This is a genomic window from Sphingopyxis sp. GC21 (assembly GCF_025727575.1).
Taxonomy (GTDB): Bacteria; Pseudomonadota; Alphaproteobacteria; order Sphingomonadales; family Sphingomonadaceae; genus Sphingopyxis; species Sphingopyxis terrae_A.
The window spans coordinates 2,709,726-2,731,805 of the sequence record NZ_CP095845.1 but is presented as its reverse complement, the minus strand read 5'-3'; the positions used below and the strand labels follow the sequence as shown (position 1 = coordinate 2,731,805).

18 protein-coding genes are annotated in these 22,080 nt (G+C 66.4%); 14 read left to right on the top strand and 4 right to left on the bottom strand.

Annotation, left to right across the window (positions count from 1 at the left end):
* Window positions 1-5: 5 nt before the first annotated feature.
* Window positions 6-1,301, bottom strand: coding sequence for a PA domain-containing protein (locus MU856_RS13240; protein WP_263587729.1), 1,296 nt, complete (start codon window positions 1,299-1,301; stop codon window positions 6-8).
* Window positions 1,302-1,470: 169 nt separating this feature from the next.
* On the opposite strand from MU856_RS13240, the gene MU856_RS13235 reads away from it, so the two are divergent.
* Entirely contained in the window at window positions 1,471-3,075 is a 1,605-nt protein-coding gene (locus MU856_RS13235) for a carboxylesterase/lipase family protein (RefSeq protein ID WP_263587728.1), read from the top strand.
* 62 nt (window positions 3,076-3,137) lie between these two features.
* Here the strand turns inward: MU856_RS13235 and MU856_RS13230 are convergent, their stop codons facing one another.
* Window positions 3,138-3,464, bottom strand: a complete 327-nt coding sequence (locus tag MU856_RS13230; RefSeq protein ID WP_062900783.1) for a DUF423 domain-containing protein — start codon at window positions 3,462-3,464, stop codon at window positions 3,138-3,140.
* A gap of 83 nt (window positions 3,465-3,547) precedes the next feature.
* Between MU856_RS13230 and MU856_RS13225 the strand changes: the two genes are divergently transcribed.
* From MU856_RS13225 to MU856_RS13200, 6 genes are all read left to right on the top strand, one after another.
* Complete coding sequence (locus tag MU856_RS13225; RefSeq protein ID WP_263587727.1) at window positions 3,548-4,762, top strand: glycosyltransferase family 4 protein; 1,215 nt, start codon at window positions 3,548-3,550, stop codon at window positions 4,760-4,762.
* Between the two features lie 9 nt (window positions 4,763-4,771).
* Window positions 4,772-5,323 (top strand): sigma-70 family RNA polymerase sigma factor, encoded by a 552-nt coding sequence (locus MU856_RS13220; protein ID WP_062900781.1) that lies wholly within the window; start codon window positions 4,772-4,774, stop codon window positions 5,321-5,323.
* The gene (locus tag MU856_RS13215; RefSeq protein ID WP_062900780.1) at window positions 5,316-6,035 is read left to right on the top strand and encodes an anti-sigma factor family protein; all 720 of its coding nucleotides are present in this window, start codon (window positions 5,316-5,318) and stop codon (window positions 6,033-6,035) included. Before MU856_RS13220 ends, MU856_RS13215 begins: the two co-directional genes overlap by 8 nt.
* A 152-nt stretch (window positions 6,036-6,187) precedes the next feature.
* The gene (gene ahpC / locus MU856_RS13210; protein ID WP_062769850.1) at window positions 6,188-6,751 is read left to right on the top strand and encodes an alkyl hydroperoxide reductase subunit C; all 564 of its coding nucleotides are present in this window, start codon (window positions 6,188-6,190) and stop codon (window positions 6,749-6,751) included.
* 136 nt (window positions 6,752-6,887) lie between these two features.
* Window positions 6,888-8,471 (top strand): alkyl hydroperoxide reductase subunit F, encoded by a 1,584-nt coding sequence (gene ahpF, locus MU856_RS13205; RefSeq protein WP_263587726.1) that lies wholly within the window; start codon window positions 6,888-6,890, stop codon window positions 8,469-8,471.
* Window positions 8,472-8,566: 95 nt separating this feature from the next.
* Window positions 8,567-8,695 carry a hypothetical protein gene (locus MU856_RS13200; protein ID WP_260834170.1) on the top strand — a complete coding sequence of 43 codons (129 nt, stop codon included), beginning with the start codon at window positions 8,567-8,569 and terminating at the stop codon, window positions 8,693-8,695.
* Here MU856_RS13200 and MU856_RS13195 read toward each other — a convergent pair.
* Window positions 8,692-9,600, bottom strand: coding sequence for an AraC family transcriptional regulator (locus tag MU856_RS13195; RefSeq protein ID WP_062900778.1), 909 nt, complete (start codon window positions 9,598-9,600; stop codon window positions 8,692-8,694). The genes MU856_RS13200 and MU856_RS13195 overlap by 4 nt on opposite strands.
* Before the next feature lie 94 nt (window positions 9,601-9,694).
* Between MU856_RS13195 and MU856_RS13190 the strand changes: the two genes are divergently transcribed.
* On the top strand, window positions 9,695-10,441 hold the full coding sequence (locus MU856_RS13190; protein ID WP_263587725.1) for an SDR family oxidoreductase: 747 nt from the start codon (window positions 9,695-9,697) through the stop codon (window positions 10,439-10,441).
* 12 nt (window positions 10,442-10,453) lie between these two features.
* On the opposite strand, the gene glpD is transcribed toward MU856_RS13190, so the two are convergent.
* On the bottom strand, window positions 10,454-11,974 hold the full coding sequence (glpD, locus tag MU856_RS13185; RefSeq protein WP_062900776.1) for a glycerol-3-phosphate dehydrogenase: 1,521 nt from the start codon (window positions 11,972-11,974) through the stop codon (window positions 10,454-10,456).
* A gap of 187 nt (window positions 11,975-12,161) precedes the next feature.
* Between glpD and zwf the strand changes: the two genes are divergently transcribed.
* The 6 genes from zwf (at window position 12,162) to MU856_RS13155 (ending at window position 21,933) form a co-directional block, all read left to right on the top strand.
* Window positions 12,162-13,565, top strand: coding sequence for a glucose-6-phosphate dehydrogenase (gene zwf, locus MU856_RS13180; protein WP_260834173.1), 1,404 nt, complete (start codon window positions 12,162-12,164; stop codon window positions 13,563-13,565).
* An 11-nt stretch (window positions 13,566-13,576) separates the two neighbouring features.
* The gene (edd, locus tag MU856_RS13175) at window positions 13,577-15,418 is read left to right on the top strand and encodes a phosphogluconate dehydratase (RefSeq protein WP_062900775.1); all 1,842 of its coding nucleotides are present in this window, start codon (window positions 13,577-13,579) and stop codon (window positions 15,416-15,418) included.
* Window positions 15,419-15,522: 104 nt separating this feature from the next.
* Window positions 15,523-16,146 carry a bifunctional 4-hydroxy-2-oxoglutarate aldolase/2-dehydro-3-deoxy-phosphogluconate aldolase gene (gene eda, locus MU856_RS13170; protein WP_186402966.1) on the top strand — a complete coding sequence of 208 codons (624 nt, stop codon included), beginning with the start codon at window positions 15,523-15,525 and terminating at the stop codon, window positions 16,144-16,146.
* Between the two features lie 87 nt (window positions 16,147-16,233).
* Entirely contained in the window at window positions 16,234-17,772 is a 1,539-nt protein-coding gene (locus MU856_RS13165; RefSeq protein ID WP_234178525.1) for an HAD-IB family hydrolase, read from the top strand.
* Between the two features lie 109 nt (window positions 17,773-17,881).
* Entirely contained in the window at window positions 17,882-20,233 is a 2,352-nt protein-coding gene (locus MU856_RS13160) for a glycerol-3-phosphate 1-O-acyltransferase (RefSeq protein ID WP_263587724.1), read from the top strand.
* Between the two features lie 140 nt (window positions 20,234-20,373).
* On the top strand, window positions 20,374-21,933 hold the full coding sequence (locus MU856_RS13155; RefSeq protein ID WP_234178528.1) for a wax ester/triacylglycerol synthase family O-acyltransferase: 1,560 nt from the start codon (window positions 20,374-20,376) through the stop codon (window positions 21,931-21,933).
* The last annotated feature ends 147 nt before the right edge of the window (window positions 21,934-22,080 follow it).

Below are 22,080 nucleotides of genomic sequence, written 5' to 3'. Positions count from 1 at the left end.
CTACACTATCTTGGCGCGGCCGCGGCAAGGAGCAGCTTCCGGAAGGCGGCGGTCGTCGCCGCGACCGCACCCGCATCGACGCAGCGCGCATCGTCGCCTTCGACATGATGGAAACGATGGACGCCGAAAATGCCTGCGACCGAGGTGTAGCCTGCGGCGATGATCGCGGTGAGTTCGCCGGCCGACAATTTGTCGCTGGGGTAAGGGCTTTCAAGTCCGGCAAAGCCCGCGAACAGGCGCCGCGCGGTCGCAAGCAGCGATGGGCTGACGACCAGATAGCGCTGCGAATCGGTACCAGCCAGCGGGGCGAGGCCGAACAGGCCTTCGTGCCAGTCACGCGCCGCGAGGTTGGCGCCAAGGTGGAGCCAGAAATGCGTCGCGTCGGGCTTGGGGGCCACCGCTTTCAGCGCCTCCTCGGCGCCCAGATTTTCATATTCATGGCCGCTGTTGCACAGGAAAGCGAGGTTGTGGTCGGGGAGCAGCGCCGGGATGCCGCGGGCCAGGTCCAGCCATGCGGCAATGCCGCCGCCGCGCTCGCCCGCACAGTCGGTCCAGCCCGAACGCGGCGTCGATACGACCACCCACTTCGCCTTGCCGCGGTCGAGGCGCCCGATGACATTGAAGGCGGCCCGCCGCCCGCCCTCGCCGGTCAGGCAAACAGTCGCCGCGGCATGGCGCATCGCTGCCTCCCAAAAAGGTGCGGCGTCGGCAGGCGCGAGCAGACCGACCGGACCCGCGAACATCGGCGCTCGGCCATCGGCATTGAGCGCGATGATCTTGCCCGTCGGCCCGTTGGTGACGATCACCGCCGCCCTGGCGCCCGCCGCGAAGGCGGTCTCGACGGGCGCGCGAATCGGTTTGGCGAGCGCCGACGACCAGCGGCCATAGGGCAGGTCGACGAGCGCGATCGCGCCTGCCAACGGCGCGTCGGCGCGGCCCTGCGCATCGACGCGCACCAGTGGCCCCGTCACGCCCCCGGCGGCGGTCGGTGTCACGATCGGCTGCGGCATCAGCGCGGCGCGGGTGTCGCCGACGACCATGTCGCACGCTCCGGCCTCGAAATGGGGAACAGAGATGGCCGGCTTTTCAACCGCGTAGCCGGCGCGCGTGAGCTGATCGGCGAGCCAGTGGCCGCACGCATTGTCGCCGGCGCCGCCTGCGCGCTTGTTGCCGAAACCGATATAGGCGGCAAGGTCGCTCGCGATCGTGTCGGTCATCGCGGCGCCCGCGCTCGCGGCGCTGGCGGCGACGGGAAGGGCGGTCGCGGCGGTGATGAAATGGCGCCTCGTCGGATCGGTCATCGGCTCTCCCTTGCGGCTGTTCCCGCCGCTGTTTTCAGACCGCGGGACATTGTGACGCGGCGCCCGTGCCGGTCAATGCCGGCTGGCGGCTTGATATTCACTCACAAGTGAGCGTAGATACTCGGGTGGACGATGGCAAGCATCGCCGCCGGGAAGAGGAAATGCGCTGATGGGCCTGTCGCCGCTTGGAAAGATCGTCATCGGCCTGTGCGCCGTCCTTGGTCTGTCGGGGGCCGCACCCGCCCCCCGCGAAGCGCCGACGGCGACCGTCGGCGAAGGACGCGTCGCCGGCACATGGCAGGACAATGTGCGCATATTCCGCGGCTTGCCTTATGCCGCGCCGCCCGTGGGCGAGCGGCGGTGGCAGCCGCCCGAAGCGCCGCCATCCTGGTCGGGCCTGCGACAGGCGGCCGAGTTCGGACCCGACTGCGTCCAGCCCGCCTATCCCGCCGACAGCGTCTATTTCGAAGCGCCCCGCCCCCCGAGCGAGGATTGCCTGACGCTCAACATCTGGGCGCCGGCGGGGGCGAAGAAGGCGCCGGTGATCGTGTGGATTCACGGCGGGTCGCTGCAATTTGGCGGCAGCGCGAGCCTGATGTACGACGGACGCGAATTCGCCCGACGCGGGATCGTCTTCGTGTCGATCAACTATCGCCTCGGCGTCTTCGGCTGGTTTGCGCACCCGGGGCTAAGCGCCGAATCGCCTCAGAATGTCTCAGGCAACTACGGCCTGCTCGACCAGATGGCGGCGCTCCGCTGGGTGCAGCGCAATATTGCGGCCTTCGGCGGCGATCCTGCCAATGTGACTGCGATGGGAGAATCGGCCGGGGGGCTCAGCGTCTCCTATCTTCTCGCCAGCCCGCGAGCCCGCGGCTTGTTCGCCAAGGCGATCGTCCAGAGCACCAATATGCGCGCGATGCCGCGCCTGCGCGAAGCGGCGTTCGGTCTGCCATCCGCCGAAGCGAGCGGGCAGGCTTTGGGCGAAGCGCTGGGCGCTGCCGACATCGCCGCGCTGCGCGCCGTCGATCCCGATGCTTTGCTGGCGGCGGCGGTGCGCGCCCGTTTCCCCGCGCAGCCGGTCGTCGATGGCGTGGTCGTCCCCGACCAGCTCGTCAACATCCTCGACCGCAGCGCGCAGATGAAGGTGCCGCTGCTCGCCGGCTTCAACAGCGGCGAGTTGCGATCGCAGCGGCGGCTCGTGCCGGCCATACCGGGCGACCCGGCGGACTATGCGGCGGCGGCCGCGAAGCGTTACGGCGATCTCGCCGCCGCCTATCTCAAGCTGTATCCGGCGTCGGGCGGGACGGAGAGCATGCTCGCCGCGACGCGCGACACCATCTACGGATGGGCAACCGAACGTCTGGTCCGCGCGCAGACCGCGGCCGGAGCGCCGGCTTATCTTTACGTCTTCGATCATTGCTACCCGGCCGCCCGCGCGCGCGATCTTTGCGCCTTTCATGCGAGCGAGCTACCGTTCGTCTTCGGCATTGCCGGGCGTCCGGTCGCGGGGTCGCGCAACTGGCCTGCGGCGGAGGGACCGGCCGAGGTGCGGCTCGCGGAGCAGATGATCGACTATTGGACCAGCTTTGCCGCGACCGCAAAGCCGGTCGCGCCGTCGGCAGTCCGCTGGCGTCCCTACGGCGGCCAGGAATATGCCATGCGCTTCGCCGATCGTCCGCTACTCGAACGCAATCCCTTTCCCGGCACCTTCGAATTTCACGAAGACCGCATGCAGCGCCATCGTGCCGAAGGGCTGCAATGGTTCATACCCTAGCGCCATAGCCGAAGGGGGGGCTGCGGCTCGCCCCTCGATCGAAGCGCCGATACAGGCACGCATCAGCCGCGCCAGTAGAACCACGCGGCCCACAGCCAGCCGGCGATCAGCAGGGTGCCGCCCACGGGCGTGACGGCGCCCAGCCAGCGCGGCCCGCCGAGCGCCATCGCATAGAGGGTGACGGCGAAAAGTCCGCCGCCGATCAGCAGCATGATCGCCGGGCCGCGTGCGGTCCCCATGATCGCGAGCGCCGCAACAGCGTGGACCAGTTGATACAGGCCGCCGGTGCGCAGCCAGTCGGCCTCCTGCGGTCCCGCCGCGCCATGCGCCCCGAAGGCACCCGCCGCGACCGCCAGTGCCGCCGAAATCGCCGCGAACAGTCCGATCATCTCCGTCACTCCTTTGTAGCCATAATCTTAGCGCGCCGAGCGCGCCGATGGAATAAGCCGCGCCGCGGGGGCGTAAACGGGGCATGAAGCATGATCTGGAATCGGGCCGGGTCGCGGGGCGTTCGCCCGCCGGCCGGCCGCTGCGCATCGCGCTCTTCTCGGGCAATTACGACTGCGTGCGCGACGGGGCCAATCGGGCGCTCAACCGCATCGTCGCCTATCTGCTCGATCGCGCGGGCATGGCGGTCCGCATCTATTCGCCGACCGCGCCGACGAAGGCGTTCGAATCGGTCGGCGATATTGTCTCGGTGCGCTCTGCAAGCATCCCGGGGCGCCCCGAATATCGCCTCGCGCTTGGCTTCACGGGCGCTGCCCGCGCCGACCTTGAGGCATTTGCCCCGGATATCGTCCATCTCTCGGCGCCCGATATCTTGGGCCGCCAGGCGCAAAAATATGCGCGGGCCGCCGGCATTCCGGTAGTCGCGAGCCTCCACACGCGCTTCGAAACCTACCCCGAATATTATCATCTCGGCTTTCTGCGCCGGCCGATGGAGGCCTATCTGCGGCGCTTCTACGGCGATGCCGACCATATCCTTCTGCCGACGGCGCCGATCCTCGACGAATTCGCGGCGCTCTACGGCCGCGACAATGTGTCGATCTGGTCGCGCGGGGTCGACCGCACCGCCTTTCATCCCGCGCTGCGCAGCAACGCCTTTCGCGCCCGGCTCGGCTATGCGCCCGGCGATGTGGTGCCGCTCTTCTTCGGGCGGCTCGTGCTCGAAAAGGGGCTCGGCGTCTTTGCCGACGCGATCGAGGCGCTCCGCGCGCGCGGCTATAATGTGCGCCCGATGATCGTCGGCGAAGGACCGGCGCGCGACTGGCTCGCGCGGCGACTGCCCAATGTCGCCTTCCTCGGCCATCTGGCCGGCGCCGACCTTGGCTGCGCGGTGGCGAGCGCCGACATATTGGTCAATCCCAGCGTGACCGAGGCTTTCGGCAACGTCAATCTGGAGGCGATGGCATCGGGGATCGGGGTGGTGTCGGCCGACGTTCCCAGCGCCTCGTCGCTGATCGTGCATGGCGGCACCGGCCTGCTGGTCCCGCCGCACGACGCCGCGGCCTATGCCGATGCGATCGCGCAGCTTATCGACGAACCCGCGCAGCTCGCGGTGCTGCGCCGCGCTGCTGCGGCGGCCGCGGACCGCTATTGCTGGGACGATATTCTCGCCGGGGTCGCGGCGCTCTATGGCCGGCTCGCCGGAACCGCTACTATCGCGGCGCTGGCGAGAGTCGCCTGAGGAGTTTCGATGCGCAAGGGCCGCGACGCCGACCCCGATATCGACGGCGATCTCGCCGCGATGCGGCGCTATGCGCGCGCGCTCGCGCGCGACGATCAGGATGCCGACGATGTGGTGCAGGATGCGCTGCTGCGCGCGATCGAACGGCGCGACACCTTTCGGGCCGAGGGCAACCGCCGGGGCTGGCTGCTCGCGATCGTCCACAATGTCTTCGTATCGGGCACGCGGCGCCGCGCGGCCGAGGCGCGGCGCAACGATCGTTTCGCCGATACGCTGGCGACGCAGGCCGACGCGGCTCAGGAACATCATGCGCGGCTGCGCGAGATTGCGCACAGTTTCGCCGCGCTTCCCGACCATCATCGCGCGGTGCTGCACCTGACCGCGGTCGAAGGCCTCAGCTATCAGCAATGCGCCGACCTTCTGGCCGTCCCGATCGGAACGGTGATGTCGCGCGTTGCGCGCGCGCGCGCGGCGCTCCGCGATCTCGAAAATGGACGCGAGGACACAGACGGACGGCGCCGCGCCGCGCCGCTGCGACTGGTTGGAGGACAGGATGACTGACGGGCCGAACGAAAGCGAACTCGCCGCCTATGTCGACGGGCAACTCGATGTCGAAGGGCGTTTCGCCGTCGAGGATCATCTGCGCCGTCACCCCGACCTCGCCGCACGCGTGATGGGCGATCTCGGCGCGCGCAGCGCCTTGCAGCTTCTGGCGCAGGACAAGCGCGCGATGCCCGCCGCGGTCGCGGCGCTCGGCCGCGATCTGGCAGAGCCGGTGCGGCGCTGGGGTCGCTGGATGTCGGTCGGCGGTACCTCGGTCGCCGCGGCGGTTGTCGCGCTGCTGTTCGTCGCAACCCAGGGACCGCCCGCCTACGTCGATTATGCGATCTCGTCGCACCGCATCGCGATGATGCGCGCCGGGCTCGATTCGCAGGCCGAAACGCCCCATTACGACGCGCGCGAGATTGCGAGTAGCACCAATATCGCGATCCCCAGCGTGCCGAAGAGCTGGAAGATCACCGACGTTCAGCTTTTCCCGACCGAGCGCGGCCCGGCCCTGCTCGTTGCGGTGCGCACTCAGGCGGGCGATCCGCTGTCGCTCTTTGCGCTGCACCAGCGTTCGGGGGCGCCCGAACGCCCCGACGCGGTGCGAGAAGGCGCGCAATCGGTGGCCTATTGGCGCCGCGGCGACATGTCCTATGCGCTGGTCGGCAATACGGGGCCGGGCGCGATCGACGCGACGGCGGAGAAGCTGGCGCGCAGCTGGTCCTGACAGTGATGCAAGCGGCGCGACATGTGTTCGAAAGATTGACAATTCAAGACCTTTTTGATCGATAAAATCGATCATGGCCGCGCGGATTTCCAATTTCCGCACTGCAACATAAATCGCTAGGGGAGGGCTCCACAAACAAAAGGAGGCTCTCCATGTCCGTGCTCAACACCACCATCAAGCCCTTTAACGCGACCGCGTACAAGGACGGCAAGTTCGTCGAAATCAGCGACGAAACCGTCAAGGGCAAGTGGGCCGTCTTCTTCTTCTATCCGGCCGACTTCACCTTCGTCTGCCCGACCGAGCTCGAAGACCTCGCCGACATCTATCCGACGCTGCAAAATATGGGTGTCGAAGTGTTCGCGGTGTCGACCGACACGCATTTCTGCCACAAGGCATGGCACGACACCTCGCCGGCGATCGGCAAGATCAATTACTATATGGTCGGCGACCAGAACCACAATCTGTCGAACAATTTCGAAGTTCTGCGCCAGGGCGTCGGCCTTGCCGACCGCGGCACCTTCGTGCTCGACCCGCAGGGTGAAATCCAGCTTCTGGAAATCACTCCCGAAGGCGTGGGCCGCAACGCCGCCGAACTGCTCCGCAAGATCAAGGCGCTGCAATATTGGGTCAGCCACCCCGGCGAAGTCTGCCCCGCAAAGTGGGAAGAAGGCGCCGAAACGCTCGCGCCCTCGCTCGACCTCGTCGGCAAGATCTAAGGTGTAATCGTCCGTGTGTCCCCGCGAAGGCGGGGACCCAGAGCGTTAGGTCGCTACACTTGCGCTCTACAGCGCTGGGCTCCCGCCTTCGCGGGAGCACACGGATTTTCTTTGAAACCAGGCAGGAACTCTCCCCATGCTCGACGCCAATATGAAGCAGCAGCTTCAGGGCCTCCTCACGAACCTTCGTGAACCGATCGAACTGCTCTCGTCGCTCGGCGACGATGCGAAGTCGGCCGAGCTGGCGGCGCTCCTCAACGATATCGCCGCGCTGTCGGACAAGGTCAGCGTGACGCGCACCGACGACGATGCGCGTCGGCCCAGCTTCCTGATCCGCCGCGCGAGCGACGCCCGTGTCGCGGTGCGCTTCGCGGGCATCCCGCTCGGCCATGAATTCACCTCGCTCGTTCTCGCGCTGCTCCAGGTCGGCGGCCACCCGCCGAAGGTGAGCGCCGAGGTGCTCGGGCAAGTGGCGGAGCTCGATGGCGACTTCCACTTCGAAACCTATTTCTCGCTGTCGTGCCAGAATTGCCCCGACATCGTGCAGGCATTGAACCTGATGAGCGTGGTCAACCCGCGCATCACCCACACCGCGATCGACGGCGGGCTGTTCCAGGCCGAGGTCGAGGAGCGCAAGATCATGGCCGTGCCGACGATCTTCCTGAATGGGCAGAATTTCGGTCAGGGCCGCATGGAGCTCGAACAGATCCTCGCCAAGCTCGACACCGGCGCCGAAGCGAAGGCGGCGGAAAAGATCGGCGCTAAGGAGGCGTTCGACGTGCTCGTCGTCGGCGGTGGCCCCGCGGGCGCCGCGGCTGCGATCTACGCGGCGCGCAAGGGTATCCGCACCGGCATCGCCACCGAACGCTTCGGCGGTCAGGTGCTCGACACCATGGCAATCGAGAATTTCATCTCGGTCCAGCACACCGAAGGGCCGAAGCTCGTTGCGCAGCTCGAGAGCCACGTCAAAGATTATGACGTCGACATCATGAACCTGCAGCGCGCCGAGAAACTGATCCCGGCGAAGGCCGAAGGGGGCCTGCACGAAATCGTGCTGGCGAACGCCGCGTCGCTCAAGGCGCGCACCGTTATCCTCTCGACCGGCGCGCGCTGGCGCCAGCTCGGCGTGCCGGGCGAGGATGCCTATCGCAACAAGGGCGTCGCCTATTGCCCGCACTGCGACGGCCCGCTCTACCAGGGCAAGCGCGTCGCGGTGATCGGCGGCGGCAATTCGGGCGTCGAGGCGGCGATCGATCTTGCCGGCATCGTCGCGCACGTCACGCTGATCGAATATGACAGCCAGCTCCGCGCCGACGCCGTCCTCCAGCGCAAGCTCGCGAGCCTGCCCAATGTCCGGATCATTACCTCGGCGCTGACCACCGAAGTGCTCGGCGACGGCGAAAAGGTGACAGGGCTTGCCTATAAGGACCGCAATTCGGACGCGCCGCACCACGTCGAACTCGAAGGCATCTTCGTTCAGATCGGCCTCGTGCCGAACACCGAATGGCTCAAGGACAGCGTTACCCTGTCGCGCCACGGCGAAATCGAGGTCGACCATCGCGGCGAGACGAGCCAGCGCGGCATCTTCGCCGCGGGCGATTGCACGACCGTGCCCTACAAGCAGATCGTTATCGCGATGGGCGAAGGATCTAAGGCGGCGCTGTCGGCCTTCGATTACATGATCCGCCTGCCCGCGGATGTGGACGTCGAAGCGGCGTGAGCGCCATATTTTCGTCATGCCGGACTTGATCCGGCATCCATTCGCGGCGCAAACTCGCATGGACCCCGGACCAGGTCCGGGGTGACGAGAGAAGAATGACCGACAAGAAGAAGCCGCCCGCACCGATTCCGCTCTGCCGTTTCGAGGAACTGGCCGAGCGCGAGAACAGGCTGCGCGAGCAAGCGGCGCGCAAGGCCGCAAAGCCGACGCGCAAACCGCGCTAGCCGGCCGTCATCGCAAAGCGCCGCGGCGGCACGCCCACCGCGCGCGCAAAGGCGGTGCTGAACGCGCTCGCCGACCCATAGCCCACACGCTCGGCGATTTCGTCGATCTTGCCCGCGCGGCGGCGCAACATGTCCTTGGCCAGGCTCATGCGCCAGCTTTGCACATATTCCATCGGCGGCACGCCGACGGTGCGCGCGAAACGGTCGAAAAAGGCCGATCGCGACAGCGCCGCTTCCTGCGCAAGCGCCGCGACCGTCCAAGCGTGCGCGGGGGCATCGTGGATGCAGCGGATCGCGCTCGCCAGCCGCGGGTCGCCTAGGCCGCGCAGCATCCCCGGCGGCGCCTCGTCACCGCCCGCGGCCCGCAGCGCCTCGACCAGCAGTATCTCGACCAGCCGCGCGAGCACCAGATCGCGCCCCGGCCTGTCGCCGCCCGCTTCGCTGCGCACCATCTGCACTAGCGCCGCCAGCCGCTCGGCCCCGTGCAAATGGATCAGGGCGGGAAGCTGCGATACCAGCAGGCCGGCGTCGGGCGAAGCAAAGGCGAAATAGCCGCCGAGCATCCGGACGTCGGGCTCACCGTCGGGCTCGCCATGCCGCATATCGCCCGAAAAGGCGGTGGTGTCATGGGGATCGATCGTGACCGGATCGCACGTAGCCCCTGCGTCGATGGCCGAAATGGTAAAGCCGGGCGTCTCAGGCAACAGCACGAAATCGCCGGCAATCAGCGTGACCGGATCGGCGCCATCGACCGTCAGTCGGCAGTGACCTTGCAGCACCGTGCAAAAGCTCGGGTCGCCGAAGGATGAATAGCGCACCGCCCACTGCCCGCGTCCGCCAATCCCTTTCGCGAAGACCGTGCTGGGGCGCAGCAGCGCGATGAGATCGGAGAGCGGATCGGCCATATCAGGACTATTGGTAAAGAAATGCGGATTTTACATTATAGATAGTATCTCTTCTGCTGACTAGATCCTTTCCATCACCCTGATGAAAGGAAGAATGATGAAACGGATTCTGATCACCGGCTGCTCGTCGGGCTATGGCCTCGAAACCGCGCGCCATTTTCATGCTGGCGGCTGGACCGTGATCGCGACGATGCGCAACCCGGCCGCCGCGCCGCTCGAACCTTCGGCGCGGCTTCGCCTGCTGCCGCTCGATGTGACCGATGACGACAGCATCGCCGCCGCCATCGCCGCCGCCGGGCCGATCGACGTTCTGGTCAACAATGCGGGGATCGGCCTGTTCGGCGCGCTCGAACATGCGCCGCTGCGGCGCATCCGCGACGTCTATGCCACCAACAGCCTCGGCACTATCGCCATGACGCAGGCGGTGATCCCGCAGATGCGCGAACGCCGGTCGGGAACGATCGTCAACGTCACTTCGTCGGCGACGCTTGCCTCCTTCCCTTATGCAGCCGCCTATACGGGCAGCAAGACCGCGATCCAGGGTTTCACCGGCAGCCTCGCGCACGAACTCGAACCGCTGGGTATCGGGGTGAAACTCGTCGAGCCGGGCTATGGTCCGACCACCGCCTTTAGCGCGAACACCGATGTCGCGCTCGCCGACGTGCTGCCCGAACCCTATGGCAACCATGCCGCGCCGATCCTTGCGGGCATGGCGCAACCCGCGCTCTTCACGACCGAGGCCGACGTCGCCACGGCGGTGTGGGACGCGGTGCACGACCAGACGGGACGCAGCCATTTTCCGGCGGGCGCCGATGCGCTGGCGATCGCCGCGGCGGCATAGGCGGGCGGGCGATTACTCGGGCAGCGCGGGCTTGACGGCGATGCCGTCCAGAAAGGCGTCGAGCCGCTTGATGTCCTCGGCGGTGAAGTGCAGCCCCAGCTTGCTGCGCCGCCACAATATGTCGTCGCTCGTCTGCGCCCATTCGCGGTCGATCATCCAACGGATTTCGGCGGCCGACAGTCCGTGCGCGATCTCGCCTCCCAGATCGTCCCAGCTTTGGGCTGTGCCGAGCCATGCCCGCGCGTCGGTGCCATACGCCTTGACGATGCGGTCGACCGTCGCGGCGGAGAGGAAGGGGTGGGCTAGCCGATAGTCGGCCTTCAGCGTCGCCGCGCCGTCGGTCCGAAAATCGCCGCCGGGCAGCGGCGCGCTGGCGGTCCAGCGCGCGCCGGTCAGCGCGGCGACATGCGCCGCCAGATCGTCGATCGCATGTTCGGCGACATGGCGATAGCTGGTGATCTTGCCGCCATAGATGGTGAGCAGCGGCGCGCCTTCCTCCATGTCGAGGTCGATGCGGTATCCGCGCGTTGCCGCCTCGGGCTTGCCCGATCCGTCCTCGACCAGCGGCCGCACCCCCGAATAGGTCCACACGACATCGTCGGGGCCGATCTGCGCGGCGAAATACTGGTTCGCTCCCTCGCACAGATAGGCGATTTCCTCGGCACTTGCATGCACGTCGGCCAGCGATCCCTCATGATCCTGGTCGGTCGTCCCGATCAGCGTGAAATCGCGCTCATAGGGGATGGCGAAAAAGATGCGGCCGTCGGGAAGCTGGAAGAAATAGGCGAAATCATGGTCGAACAGCTTGCGCACCACGATGTGCGATCCGCGCACCAGCCGCATCTGATAATCGGGCGGCGCGGCGGCGCGGCGCAGCAGATCAAGCACGGCGGGGCCGGCGGCATTGACAAGGCTGCGGCCGGTAAAGCGATAGGCTTGGCCGTTCGCGCCCGTCGCCTCGACCACCCATAGCCCGTCCTCGACCCGCATCAGGTCGGCGCGGGTGCGCGTCTTGATCCGCGCCCCGCGGTCGGCGGCGTCGCGCGCGTTCAGCATCACCAGCCGCGCATCGTCGACCCAGCCATCCGAATATTCGAAACCCTTGGCATATTGCGGCTGCAGCGGCGCGCCCGCCGGATGCCGCGCCAGGTCGATCGACCGCGTTGGCGGCAATTTCCGGCGCCCGCCGATATGGTCGTAGAGAAACAGGCCGAGCCGCAGCAGCCAGCGCGGCCGCAGCCCGTCGCGATAGGGGAGGACAAAGCGCATCGGCCAGATGATGTGCGGTGCGATGCCCCACAATATCTCGCGCTCGGCCAGCGCTTCGCGCACCAGGCCGAATTCATAATGCTCCAGATAGCGCAGCCCGCCGTGGATCAGCTTGGTCGAGGCCGAGGAGGTGCCCTGCGCCAGATCGCCCTGTTCGATCAGCAGCACGCGCGCGCCGCGCCCCGCGGCATCGCGCGCGACGCCGGCCCCATTGACGCCGCCGCCAATCACGATGACATCATAGGGGATGGGCGCGTCGGTCATGGCGCGTTCCTATGCCAGATGCGGGCGGCTTGCCAATGGCGATGCAAAGCTATGCGGCTTACGTATGCGCGTTGCAATCGCCAGGGGCTTTCGCCAGCGTCCCTGTCCGTTATCCAAGGGGATATTTGTGAGCGTCAAAGTCGAAACATTGGTGCTGTTCGGGGCGACGGGGGATCTTGCCCATCGCATGCTCTTCCCCTCGCTCTACAATCTGCACATGGACGGGCTGCTCGACGATGCGATGACGATCGTCGCCTCGGGCCGCTCGCAGATGGATCGGGCAGGGGCGCACGCGATGGTACGCGCCGCGCTCGACGATCACCTCGCGGGCGATCGCATCGACGAAGCGGTGATTGCCGCTTTCCTCGAGCGGATCGACTATTGCGCGGTCGATGCCGGTGCAGCGACGGGGTACGACCGGCTCGCCGAAATGCTCGGTGACCGGATGAGCCGCCCGATCGGCGCCTATCTGTCGACCCCGCCATCGATGTTCGGCCCGATCGCGCAGGGGCTCGCCGCGGCCGGGATTGCCTGCGCCGAATGCCGGATCGCGATGGAAAAGCCGATCGGCCACGATCTCGCCTCGTCGCGTGCGGTCAACGAACAGGTCGGCAGCGCCTTTGCCGAGGATCGCGTTTTCCGCATCGATCATTATCTGGGCAAGGAAACGGTCCAGAACCTGCTCGCGCTGCGTTTCGCGAATATGCTGTTCGAACCTTTGTGGAACGCGCAAGCGATCGACCACGTCCAGATCACCGTGGCGGAAACCGTCGGCCTCGAAGGCCGGGTGTCCTATTATGACGGCGTCGGTGCATTGAAGGATATGGTGCAGAACCATATGCTCCAGCTCCTCGCGATCATCGCGATGGAGCCGCCGGCGAGCGTCTCGGCGACCGCGGTGCGCGACGAAAAGGTCAAGCTGCTGCGGTCCTTGCGCAAGATGCGCGCCGACGATGTCAAGGCGCACAGCGTCAAGGGTCAGTACACGAGCGGCGCGGTGAACGGCGGCGCGGTCGCGGGCTATGCCGACGAGCTGGGCCATCCGTCGAACACCGAAACCTTCGTTGCGCTCAAGGCCTATATCGACAATTGGCGCTGGAAGGGCGTGCCCTTTTACCTGCGCACCGGCAAACGGATGCCGCAGCGCAAGTCGGAAGTGCTGATCCAGTTCAAGCCGGTGCCGCATAATATCTTCGCGCGCGTCGGCGCGGGGGGGCTCGACGCCAACAGCATGATCATCAACCTGCAGCCCGAAGAGAATATCCGGGTCAAGGTGATGGCGAAGCAGCCGGGACTCGACCGCGACGGGGTAAAGCTCAAAGAGGTCACGCTCGACGTGTCGCTCTCGCACAGTTTCGAGGGCGAGCGGCGGCGCATCGCCTACGAACGGCTGTTGCTCGACTTCATCGAGGGCGATCAGACGCTGTTCGTGCGCCGCGACGAGGTCGAGGCGCAGTGGGAATGGATCGATTCGATCCGCGACGCCTGGGCATCGGTCGATCTGGCGCCGCAGACCTACACCGCGGGAAGCTGGGGCCCGTCGAGCGCGATCGCGCTCATCGAACGCGACGGAGCGAGCTGGCATGATTGACGGGAATAGCCATGACTGATCTCCACCCCACGATCGCCGCCGTCACCGACCGCATCACCCGCCGTAGCGCGCCGCGCCGCGCCGCCTACCTCGATCTGATGCAGCGGCAGCGCGAGGCCGGAACCAATCGCGGCAATCTGTCGTGCGGCAACCTTGCGCATGGCTTCGCGGCGTCGGGCGAGGACAAGCCCGCGATCCGCGCGGGCGCCGAGATGAATATCGGCATCGTCACCGCCTATAACGACATGCTGTCGGCGCATCAGCCCTATGGCCGCTACCCCGAACAGATAAAGATTTTCGCGCGCGAAGCCGGCGCCACCGCGCAGGTCGCGGGCGGCGTTCCCGCGATGTGCGACGGGGTGACGCAGGGACAGGCGGGCATGGACCTGTCGCTGTTCAGCCGCGACAATATCGCGCAGGGCACCGCGATCGCTCTCAGCCACGCGATGTTCGAGGGCGCGCTGCTGCTCGGCATCTGCGACAAGATCGTTCCCGGCCTGCTCATCGGCGCGCTGCGTTTCGGCCATCTGCCCACGATCCTCATTCCGGCCGGGCCGATGCCGTCGGGCCTCGCGAACAAGGAAAAGGTCCGCGTCCGTCAGCTGTATGCCGAGGGCAAGGTCGGCCGCGACGCGCTGCTCGAGGCGGAGGCGGCCAGCTATCATGGCGCAGGCACCTGTACCTTCTATGGCACCGCCAATTCCAACCAGATGATGATGGAATTGATGGGGCTGCACATTCCCGGCAGCGCCTTCGTCAATCCGGGCACCAAGCTGCGGCAGGAACTGACGCGTGCCGCGACGCACCGGCTGACCGAAATCGGCTGGACCGGCGACGACTATCGCCCGCTCGCGCGCTGCGTCGATGAAAAGGCAATCGTCAATGCCGCGATCGGCCTGCTCGCGACCGGCGGTTCGACCAATCATGCCATCCACCTGCCGGCCATCGCGCGGGCGGCGGGGATCATCATCGACTGGCAGGATTTCGACGAGCTGAGCCGCGCCGTGCCGCTGCTCGCGCGCGTCTATCCGAATGGCGCGGGCGACGTGAACAATTTCCACGCCGCGGGCGGGATCGGCTATGTCGTGCGCGAACTGCTCGGCGCCGGACTGCTCCACGGCGATGTGCTCACGGTGGGCGGGTCAATGGCCGACTATTCGGGACAGCCGGTGCTGGTCGACGATGCGCTTCATTGGGAGGCCGCACCCGAGACGTCGCGCGACGAAACGATGTTGCGTCCCGTTTCCGCTCCTTTTTCGTCCGACGGGGGCATGCGGCTGCTGTCGGGCAATCTCGGCCGCGCGATCATCAAGACGAGCGCGGTTGCCCCGAATCGCTGGACGATCGAAGCCCCGGCGCGCCTCTTCGACGATCAGGATCAGGTGCTCGCTGCATTCAAGGCGGGCGAACTCGACCGCGACTGCGTCGTCGTCGTGCGCTTCCAGGGGCCGCGCGCCAACGGCATGCCCGAACTCCACAAGCTCACCCCGGCGCTCGGCGTGCTGCAGGACCGCGGCTACCGCGTCGCGCTGCTCACCGATGGCCGCATGTCGGGGGCGAGCGGCAAGGTGCCTGCGGTGATCCACCTCTCGCCCGAGGCGCTGCCCGGCCCCGACGGGGTCAGCGGCCCGCTTGCCTGTCTGCAGGACGGCGACATGGTGCGCGTCTGCGCGGTAAACGGCGAGGTGACGGCGCTCGTTGATCCCGCTGAATGGGCCGCGCGGTCGCCCGCCATCGCCCCGCCGCCCGCACTCGGCGTCGGGCGCGAGCTGTTTGCGCTGTTCCGTCACCACGCCGACGAAGCCGAAAAGGGCGGGTCGGCGATGCTCGCGGCGATGGAAACCGTCGTCTGATGCGAAAACCGTTTGTCCTGAGCTTGTCGAAGGACCGCTCTTCCTTTCAACGGATTCGGAATAGAACAGCCCTTCGACAAGCTCAGGGCGAACGGAGTTAGAAGATGTCCGACAAGTCCATCGACCAGATCATGGCGCTAGCCCCCGTCATCCCGGTAATCGTCATCGACCGCGTCGAGGACGCCGTCCCGATGGCCGAGGCGCTCGTCGCGGGCGGCCTGCCGGTGCTCGAGGTCACGCTGCGCACCCCTGCCGCGTTCGCTGCGATCGCGGCGATGAAGGCGGTGCCGGGCGCGGTCGTCGGCGCCGGGACCGTCCTTGATCCCGCGATGCTGGCGGGCGCGATCCATGCGGGCGCCGAATTCATCGTTTCGCCGGGGCTGACCGACAATCTCGGCAAGGCGGCGGTCGCGAGCGGCATTCCCTTCCTCCCCGGCACCGCCAATGCCGGCGACATCATGCGCGGCATGGATCTTGGCCTCTCGCATTTCAAATTCTTCCCGGCCGCGACAAGCGGCGGCATCCCTGCGCTCAAGGCGCTCGCGGGGCCGTTCGGGCAGGCGCGCTTCTGCCCCACCGGCGGCATCACCGCCGCGACCGCACCCGAATGGCTCGCGCTGGACGCGGTGCTGTGCGTCGGCGGCAGCTGGGTCGTCCCCGCGGGGCCGCTCGATCCGGCCCGGATCGAGACACTCGCGCGCGAGGCGTCGGCGCTTTCGCGCCATTGATTAACCCCATTTTACCTGTCATCGTGCAGGGATAAGGCGGTACAGCCGCCAGTGGGGGAGATGCGCGTGCCAAGGCCGCAGCCGCATTTGGAAGAAGTTCTCGCGTCCGAACCCGGATCGCATATCGCCGCGCTCTTCGATTTCGACGGAACGATCATCGCAGGCTATTCGGCGACGGCGATGCTGCGCGAAAAGCTGCAGCGCCGCGAAATGTCGGTCGAGGAAATCGCCGAGACCGCGAATGTCATCGCGCAGCACAGTCTGGGCGCGATCGGCTTTTCGGGGCTGATGAGCGGCGCCGCCAAATTCATGAAGGGCGTCGAGGAGGAAAGCTTCGTCCAGTTCGGCGAAGAACTCTACAAGAAGCATATCGCGCGCAAAATCTATCCCGAGACGCGCGCGATCATCGAGGCGCATCAGGCCAAGGGGCACCGCGTCGCGATCATCTCGTCGGCGACGATCTACCAGATCGAACCGACCGCGCGCGACCTCGGCATATCCGACATCAAATGCTCCGCCTATGAAATCGAAGATGGCGTGTTCACCGGCGACATCATCCGCCCGCTCTGCTTCGGCGAAGGCAAGGTGCTTGCCGCCGAGGAGCTTGCCGCAGACTATGGCTTCGACCTCGATCAGAGCTATTTCTATTCGGACAGCGACGACGACATCGAACTGCTCGAACGCGTCGGCAAGCCGCGGCCGCTCAATCCCAATATGAAATTGAAGGCGATCGCCGACGAGCGGGGCTGGCCGGTGCAGCGCTTCGCGAGCCGCGGCACGCCGTCGTGGGTCGACTATACGCGCACCATCTACGCCACCGGCTCGCTGATCGGCGCCTTCGCGGCTGGCCTGCCGATCTGGGCGCTGACGCGTTCACAGCGCGAGGCGGTCAATTTCTCGATGGGGCTGTTCGGCGACTTCGCGACCGCGATCACCGGCGTCGAGCTCGAGGTCGAGGACGAACGCCACCTCTGGTCGTCGCGCCCGTGCATTTTCATCTTCAACCACCAGAGCAAGGCGGACGTCATGATCCTTGCCAAGCTCATCCGCCGCGACATGGGCGGGGTGGGGAAGAAGGAGATCAAGGAAATTCCCATCTTGGGGAAGCTGATGGAATGGGGCGGCACCGTCTTCGTCGACCGCGCCGACGGCAAAAGCGCGATCAAGGCTATGGAACCGCTGGTCGAAGCCATTCAGAAGGAAGGCAAGTCGATCTGCATCGCGCCCGAGGGAACGCGCAGCCTGACCCCGAAGCTCGAACCCTTCAAGAAGGGCGCCTTCCACCTCGCCATGCAGGCGGGCGTGCCGATCGTCCCGATCGTCATCCACAATGCGACCGACGTCGCGCCGAAAAACGAATTCGTGATGCGCCCCGCGACGGTGCGCGTCACCGTCCTGCCGCCCGTCGATACGTCCGAATGGCAGGTGAAGACGCTGAACACCCATGTCCGCGACGTGCGCAACATGTTCCTGCGCACCCTCGGCCAGCCCGAGGAGACTGTCGCGGAATCGGTTGCGAAGGAGGCGGCGCCAGCGGCAAACCCCGAAAAGGCGCCGAAGAAAGCGGCTACCAAGAAGCCTGCCGCCAAGAAAAAGCCGACGCCCCGAAAGGTAAAGAAGGCCTAGCCCATGTTTCACCTCGTCATTGCGAGCGAAGCGAAGCAATCCAGGGCGGGTTACGCCGCGCTGGATTGCCGCGTCACTACGCTCCTCGCAATGACGGTGGTTTAAGGCCATGGCCGACGGCACGCCCCGCAGCGAATTCGTCGCGGAGCAGCTGGCCGACCGGCTCTACATCATTGACGCGCACAACCGGATCGAGCGGCAGATATTGCTCGACTGGATCCACGCGACCTCGGTCGATCCGGGCGGGGAGGGCGCGCCGATTTGGGTCAGCCTCGCGATCGCCGATGACGATCATGCCCTTGACCTCGATGCGCTCAAGGCGCGGCTGGCGGGCGACCCTGCGCGTACGGTGGTGCCGCTGCGCGTCGCGTGGCGCATCCCCGGTTTCGAGCGCGATCGCGCGCTGAAATTCCGGCATCTGATCTTCGGCGACCCGCGCCGTCCGGGGCCGCTGCGCGCGCGGTTCATCCTGTGGCGCGACCGGCGCCGGGCGCAGATCCTGGTCGGCGAAGCGGCAACACAGACAGAGCTGAAGGCACGCTATCTCGCGCAGACCGGCGGCGGTGACGGCTGCGAGGAGGGAAGCAGCGAATTTGCCGGCTTCGTCGCGCGGCAGGCGGGGCTCGCGCTCGACGTCGCCGAACGCGGCATCCGCGGCAGCCGCTACAAGGTGCCGCGCTTCGTTGCCGACTCGCTGCGCACCAACCCCAAATTCCGCGCCGCGCTTGCCGATCTTGCCGGCCAGCTCGGCCGTCCCGTCGCGGATCTCTACCGCGAGGCGCGCCCGCTGATGAAGGAGGTCATCGCGACCCCCAGTGCGCTGTTCCTCGACCTGCGCGCGCGGCTCGACCGGATGATGTTCGGCGGCTATGCGCCCGAGATGGAGGTCGACGCGGCCGAGCTTGCAAAGCTGCGCTCGGTGCTGCGCGAACATCCGACCGCGATCCTGTTCACACACAAAACCTATATCGACGGCGCGACCCCCAGCCGCCTCGCCTATGAAAATGACCTGCCGATGCTGCACAGCTTTGGCGGCGCCAACCTCGACTTCGCGATCATGGGCCAATTCTTCCGCCGCTCGGGAATGATTTTCATTCGCCGCAGCTTTCAGGATCAGCCGGTCTACAAGCTGGTGCTGCGCCACTATATCGCCTGGCTGCTCGCCAAGCGCTTCCCGCTGTCCTGGGCCTTCGAAGGGACGCGCTCGCGCCTTGGCAAGCTGATGCCGCCCAAATATGGCCTGATGAAATATGTCCTCGACGCCGCGCATGCGACCGGGACGCAGGGGGTACATTTCGTGCCCTTCGTCACCAGTTTCGACCTGATCCGCGATGTCGAGGAATATGCCGCCGAACAGACCGGGCGGACCAAGAAACCCGAAAGCCTCGCCTGGTTCATCGGCTATATGAAGAGCCTCAAGGAACCGTCGGGGCGCATCCGTCTCGACATCGGCGAGCCCGTCGTCATTCCGGAGGCGCCAGCCCCCGACGACCGGCGCGCGCTGGAGCGTATCGCCTTCGCCGTCGCGGTCGAGGCGAACCGCGTCACCCCGCTTACCGTCACCTCGGTCATGTGCCTCATCCTGCTCGGCACCGCGCCGCGCGGCGTGACCGAGGCAGAGATGATCGCGACGATCGCGCGCATCACCGCCTGGGCGCGCGAGCGCGGCATCCGCCTCAGCCGCGAGCTCGAAGGCGGCGACGCCGCGGCGCTCGCGGCGACGCTCGACACGCTCGTCGAGGGCGGCCTGCTCACGCGGTTCGAGGCCGGCAGCGAGACCGTCTATTCGATCGACCCCGCCAAGCATCCGATGGCGAGCTATTATCGCAACATCATCGCGCATCATTTCCTCGACCGCGCGATGATCGAGCTGGCGCTGTTCGAGCTGCGCGATGCCGACAGCAAGGATTCGACCGCCGCCTTCTGGGCGCGGATCGACCGGCTGCGCGATCTGTTCAAATTCGAATTCTTCTACCCGCCGCGCGGCGAACATCTGGCCGCGCTGGAGGCTGAACTTGCGCGCATCGACCCTGCCTGGGCCAAGCGACTGGCGAGCGGCGACCGCGGCGTTGCGCAGCTCATTCGCCGCTGTCAGCCGATGGTCGGCCATGCGATCCTGCTACCCTTTGCCGAGGCCTATTCGGTCGTTGCCGACATTCTGGCGCGCGCGCGCCCCGGCGATCCGGTCGATAAAAAGGCGCTGCTCGACGCCGCGCTGATCGAGGGGCGGCAGGCCTGGCTCTTGCGCCGGATCAGCAGCGAAGCGTCGATCGGAAAATTGCTCTTCGCCAACGCCCTGTCGCAGATGCGCCATATGGGGCTGGCGGAAACCGCGACCCCTGACGGATTGCGCGCGCGCCGCGCACTGCTCGTGGAACTCCGCGGGCTCGCCAACGTCATGGAATCGATGCGGCTGGCCACGCTCGCGCTCGCCGACCGATTGCCGGGGACGGGAGAATGACATGACACCGCGTTCGTCATGGCGAGGAGCCGCAGGCGATGCGGCAATCGCTCGCCTTTGTCCCAGCGCCCGGCCGGTGACGGGAGATTGCTTCGCTCCGCTCGCAAGGACGGGATCATCGATGTTGGATGGAGGTTCGCATGCTTAAGCAACTCAGCGCCCAGGACGCCCAGTTCCTCTATACCCAGACCGCGAACAATCTGACGCATATCATGGGTATCTACATCTACGATCCGTCGACGGCGCCAGGCGGCTTCGTGCGGTTCAAGGATATCATCGCGCACGTCCAGTCGCGCGTCGACACATCGCCGCTGTTCAAGCGCCGGCTCCACCGGCTGCCGCTCGATCTCGACCACCCCTATTGGGTCGAGGACGAACATTTCGACATCGAAGCGCATATGAGCCACGCGCGCCTGCCCGAACCCGGCGACTGGCGGCAATTCTGCATCGCGGTCGCGCGCTATTTCTCGAAGCCGATGGATATGAACCGGCCGCTTTGGGACATTTACATCATCGAGGGGCTCGACCGTATCCCCGGCATCCCGAAGGGCAGCTTCGCGATGCTCCACCGCGTCCATCACGCCGCGGTCGACGGCGCATCGGGCGCGCATGCCTTCATCGCGATGAGCGACATCGACGCCAAGGGGACTCCGGCAATCCCCGGCGCGCCGGTGGAGGATCTCGGGCGCGCGCCGTCGAGCGCGGAGGTCGCCACGCGCGCCTGGACCGCGTCGATGCAATCGCCGGTCAAATTCATGAACGCGCTGCTCAAGGTGTCGCCCTCGCTGATGACCGCGGCGCGCAAGTCGATGCTCAGCGATCAGGGGATGACCGCGGGCGTCCCCGAAACGCGCTTCAACGCACCCGTCGGCCCGCACAAGATGTTCGACGCGACCCGGGTTGCGCTCGCCGATATCGCGAAGGTGCGGGCAAAGGTGCCCGGCGCGACGGTCAACGACGTCATCCTTGCGACCTGCGCGGGCGCGCTGCGCAAATATCTTCAGGCGCATGGCGAACTGCCCAAGGAAAGCGTCGTCGCGGTCGCCCCGATCAACCGGCGCGGCAAGGGCGGCAAGGCCGACAGTCCCGGCAATCAGGTGACCGCGATGAGCGTGCCGCTGCGCACCGACATTGCCGACCCGCTGAAGCGGCTCGCGGCGATCCGTGACTATACGGTGGAGGCGAAGGAGGCGAAGGCGGGCGTCAGCGCGCGGATCATGACCGACCTGTCGCAGCATATTCCGGGCGCGACGATGGCGGCGGTTGCGCGCATCCTGACGAGCGAGCGCTTCGCGGTGCGCGGCACCAATCTTTTCATCTCGAACGTCCCGGGCGCGCAGGTGCCGCTCTATCTCGCGGGGGCGCAGCTTGTGCAGCAATACGGCGCAGGCCCGCTCGCCAACAATATGGGGCTGTTCATCGCGACCCCCAGCTATAACGGTCAGGTCGGCTTCTCGATCATCTCCGAACGCGCGATCATGCCCGACATCGCCTTCTTTCGCACGTGCATCGACGAAAGTTTCGCCGACCTGCTCGCCGCGCAGCCTAAGCCCGAAAAGGCGGCGGTCAAACCGAAGCCTGCAGAAAAGCCCGCTTCGAAGACAAAGACTTCATCCAAAACGACACCCAAGGCGAAAGCGAAACCAAAAACGCCGACGAAGCGGAAGAAGGCATCACCTCCTTCGTCACCCCGGACTTGATCCGGGGTCCATTCGCGCGGCGCCGGGTCAATGGATCCCGGATCAAGTCCGGGATGACGAAGGTGTGGAAGCTGGCGTCAAAACAGTTGCCAAAGGCAACGTAACCCGCAAGAATCACTGAAAATAGAAATAGTGCAGGACCACCGA

Bases quoted from the DNA above. Each gene is read 5' to 3' on its own strand.
- MU856_RS13240 (WP_263587729.1), bottom strand. From the start codon at position 1,301: ATGACCGATCCGACGAGGCGCCATTTCATCACCGCCGCGACCGCCCTT.
- MU856_RS13235 (WP_263587728.1), top strand. From the start codon at position 1,471: ATGGGCCTGTCGCCGCTTGGAAAGATCGTCATCGGCCTGTGCGCCGTC.
- MU856_RS13230 (WP_062900783.1), bottom strand. From the start codon at position 3,464: ATGATCGGACTGTTCGCGGCGATTTCGGCGGCACTGGCGGTCGCGGCG.
- MU856_RS13225 (WP_263587727.1), top strand. From the start codon at position 3,548: ATGAAGCATGATCTGGAATCGGGCCGGGTCGCGGGGCGTTCGCCCGCC.
- MU856_RS13220 (WP_062900781.1), top strand. From the start codon at position 4,772: ATGCGCAAGGGCCGCGACGCCGACCCCGATATCGACGGCGATCTCGCC.
- MU856_RS13215 (WP_062900780.1), top strand. From the start codon at position 5,316: ATGACTGACGGGCCGAACGAAAGCGAACTCGCCGCCTATGTCGACGGG.
- ahpC (WP_062769850.1), top strand. From the start codon at position 6,188: ATGTCCGTGCTCAACACCACCATCAAGCCCTTTAACGCGACCGCGTAC.
- ahpF (WP_263587726.1), top strand. From the start codon at position 6,888: ATGCTCGACGCCAATATGAAGCAGCAGCTTCAGGGCCTCCTCACGAAC.
- MU856_RS13200 (WP_260834170.1), top strand. From the start codon at position 8,567: ATGACCGACAAGAAGAAGCCGCCCGCACCGATTCCGCTCTGCCGTTTC.
- MU856_RS13195 (WP_062900778.1), bottom strand. From the start codon at position 9,600: ATGGCCGATCCGCTCTCCGATCTCATCGCGCTGCTGCGCCCCAGCACG.
- MU856_RS13190 (WP_263587725.1), top strand. From the start codon at position 9,695: ATGATGAAACGGATTCTGATCACCGGCTGCTCGTCGGGCTATGGCCTC.
- glpD (WP_062900776.1), bottom strand. From the start codon at position 11,974: ATGACCGACGCGCCCATCCCCTATGATGTCATCGTGATTGGCGGCGGC.
- zwf (WP_260834173.1), top strand. From the start codon at position 12,162: ATGCTCTTCCCCTCGCTCTACAATCTGCACATGGACGGGCTGCTCGAC.
- edd (WP_062900775.1), top strand. From the start codon at position 13,577: ATGACTGATCTCCACCCCACGATCGCCGCCGTCACCGACCGCATCACC.
- eda (WP_186402966.1), top strand. From the start codon at position 15,523: ATGTCCGACAAGTCCATCGACCAGATCATGGCGCTAGCCCCCGTCATC.
- MU856_RS13160 (WP_263587724.1), top strand. From the start codon at position 17,882: ATGGCCGACGGCACGCCCCGCAGCGAATTCGTCGCGGAGCAGCTGGCC.
- MU856_RS13155 (WP_234178528.1), top strand. From the start codon at position 20,374: ATGCTTAAGCAACTCAGCGCCCAGGACGCCCAGTTCCTCTATACCCAG.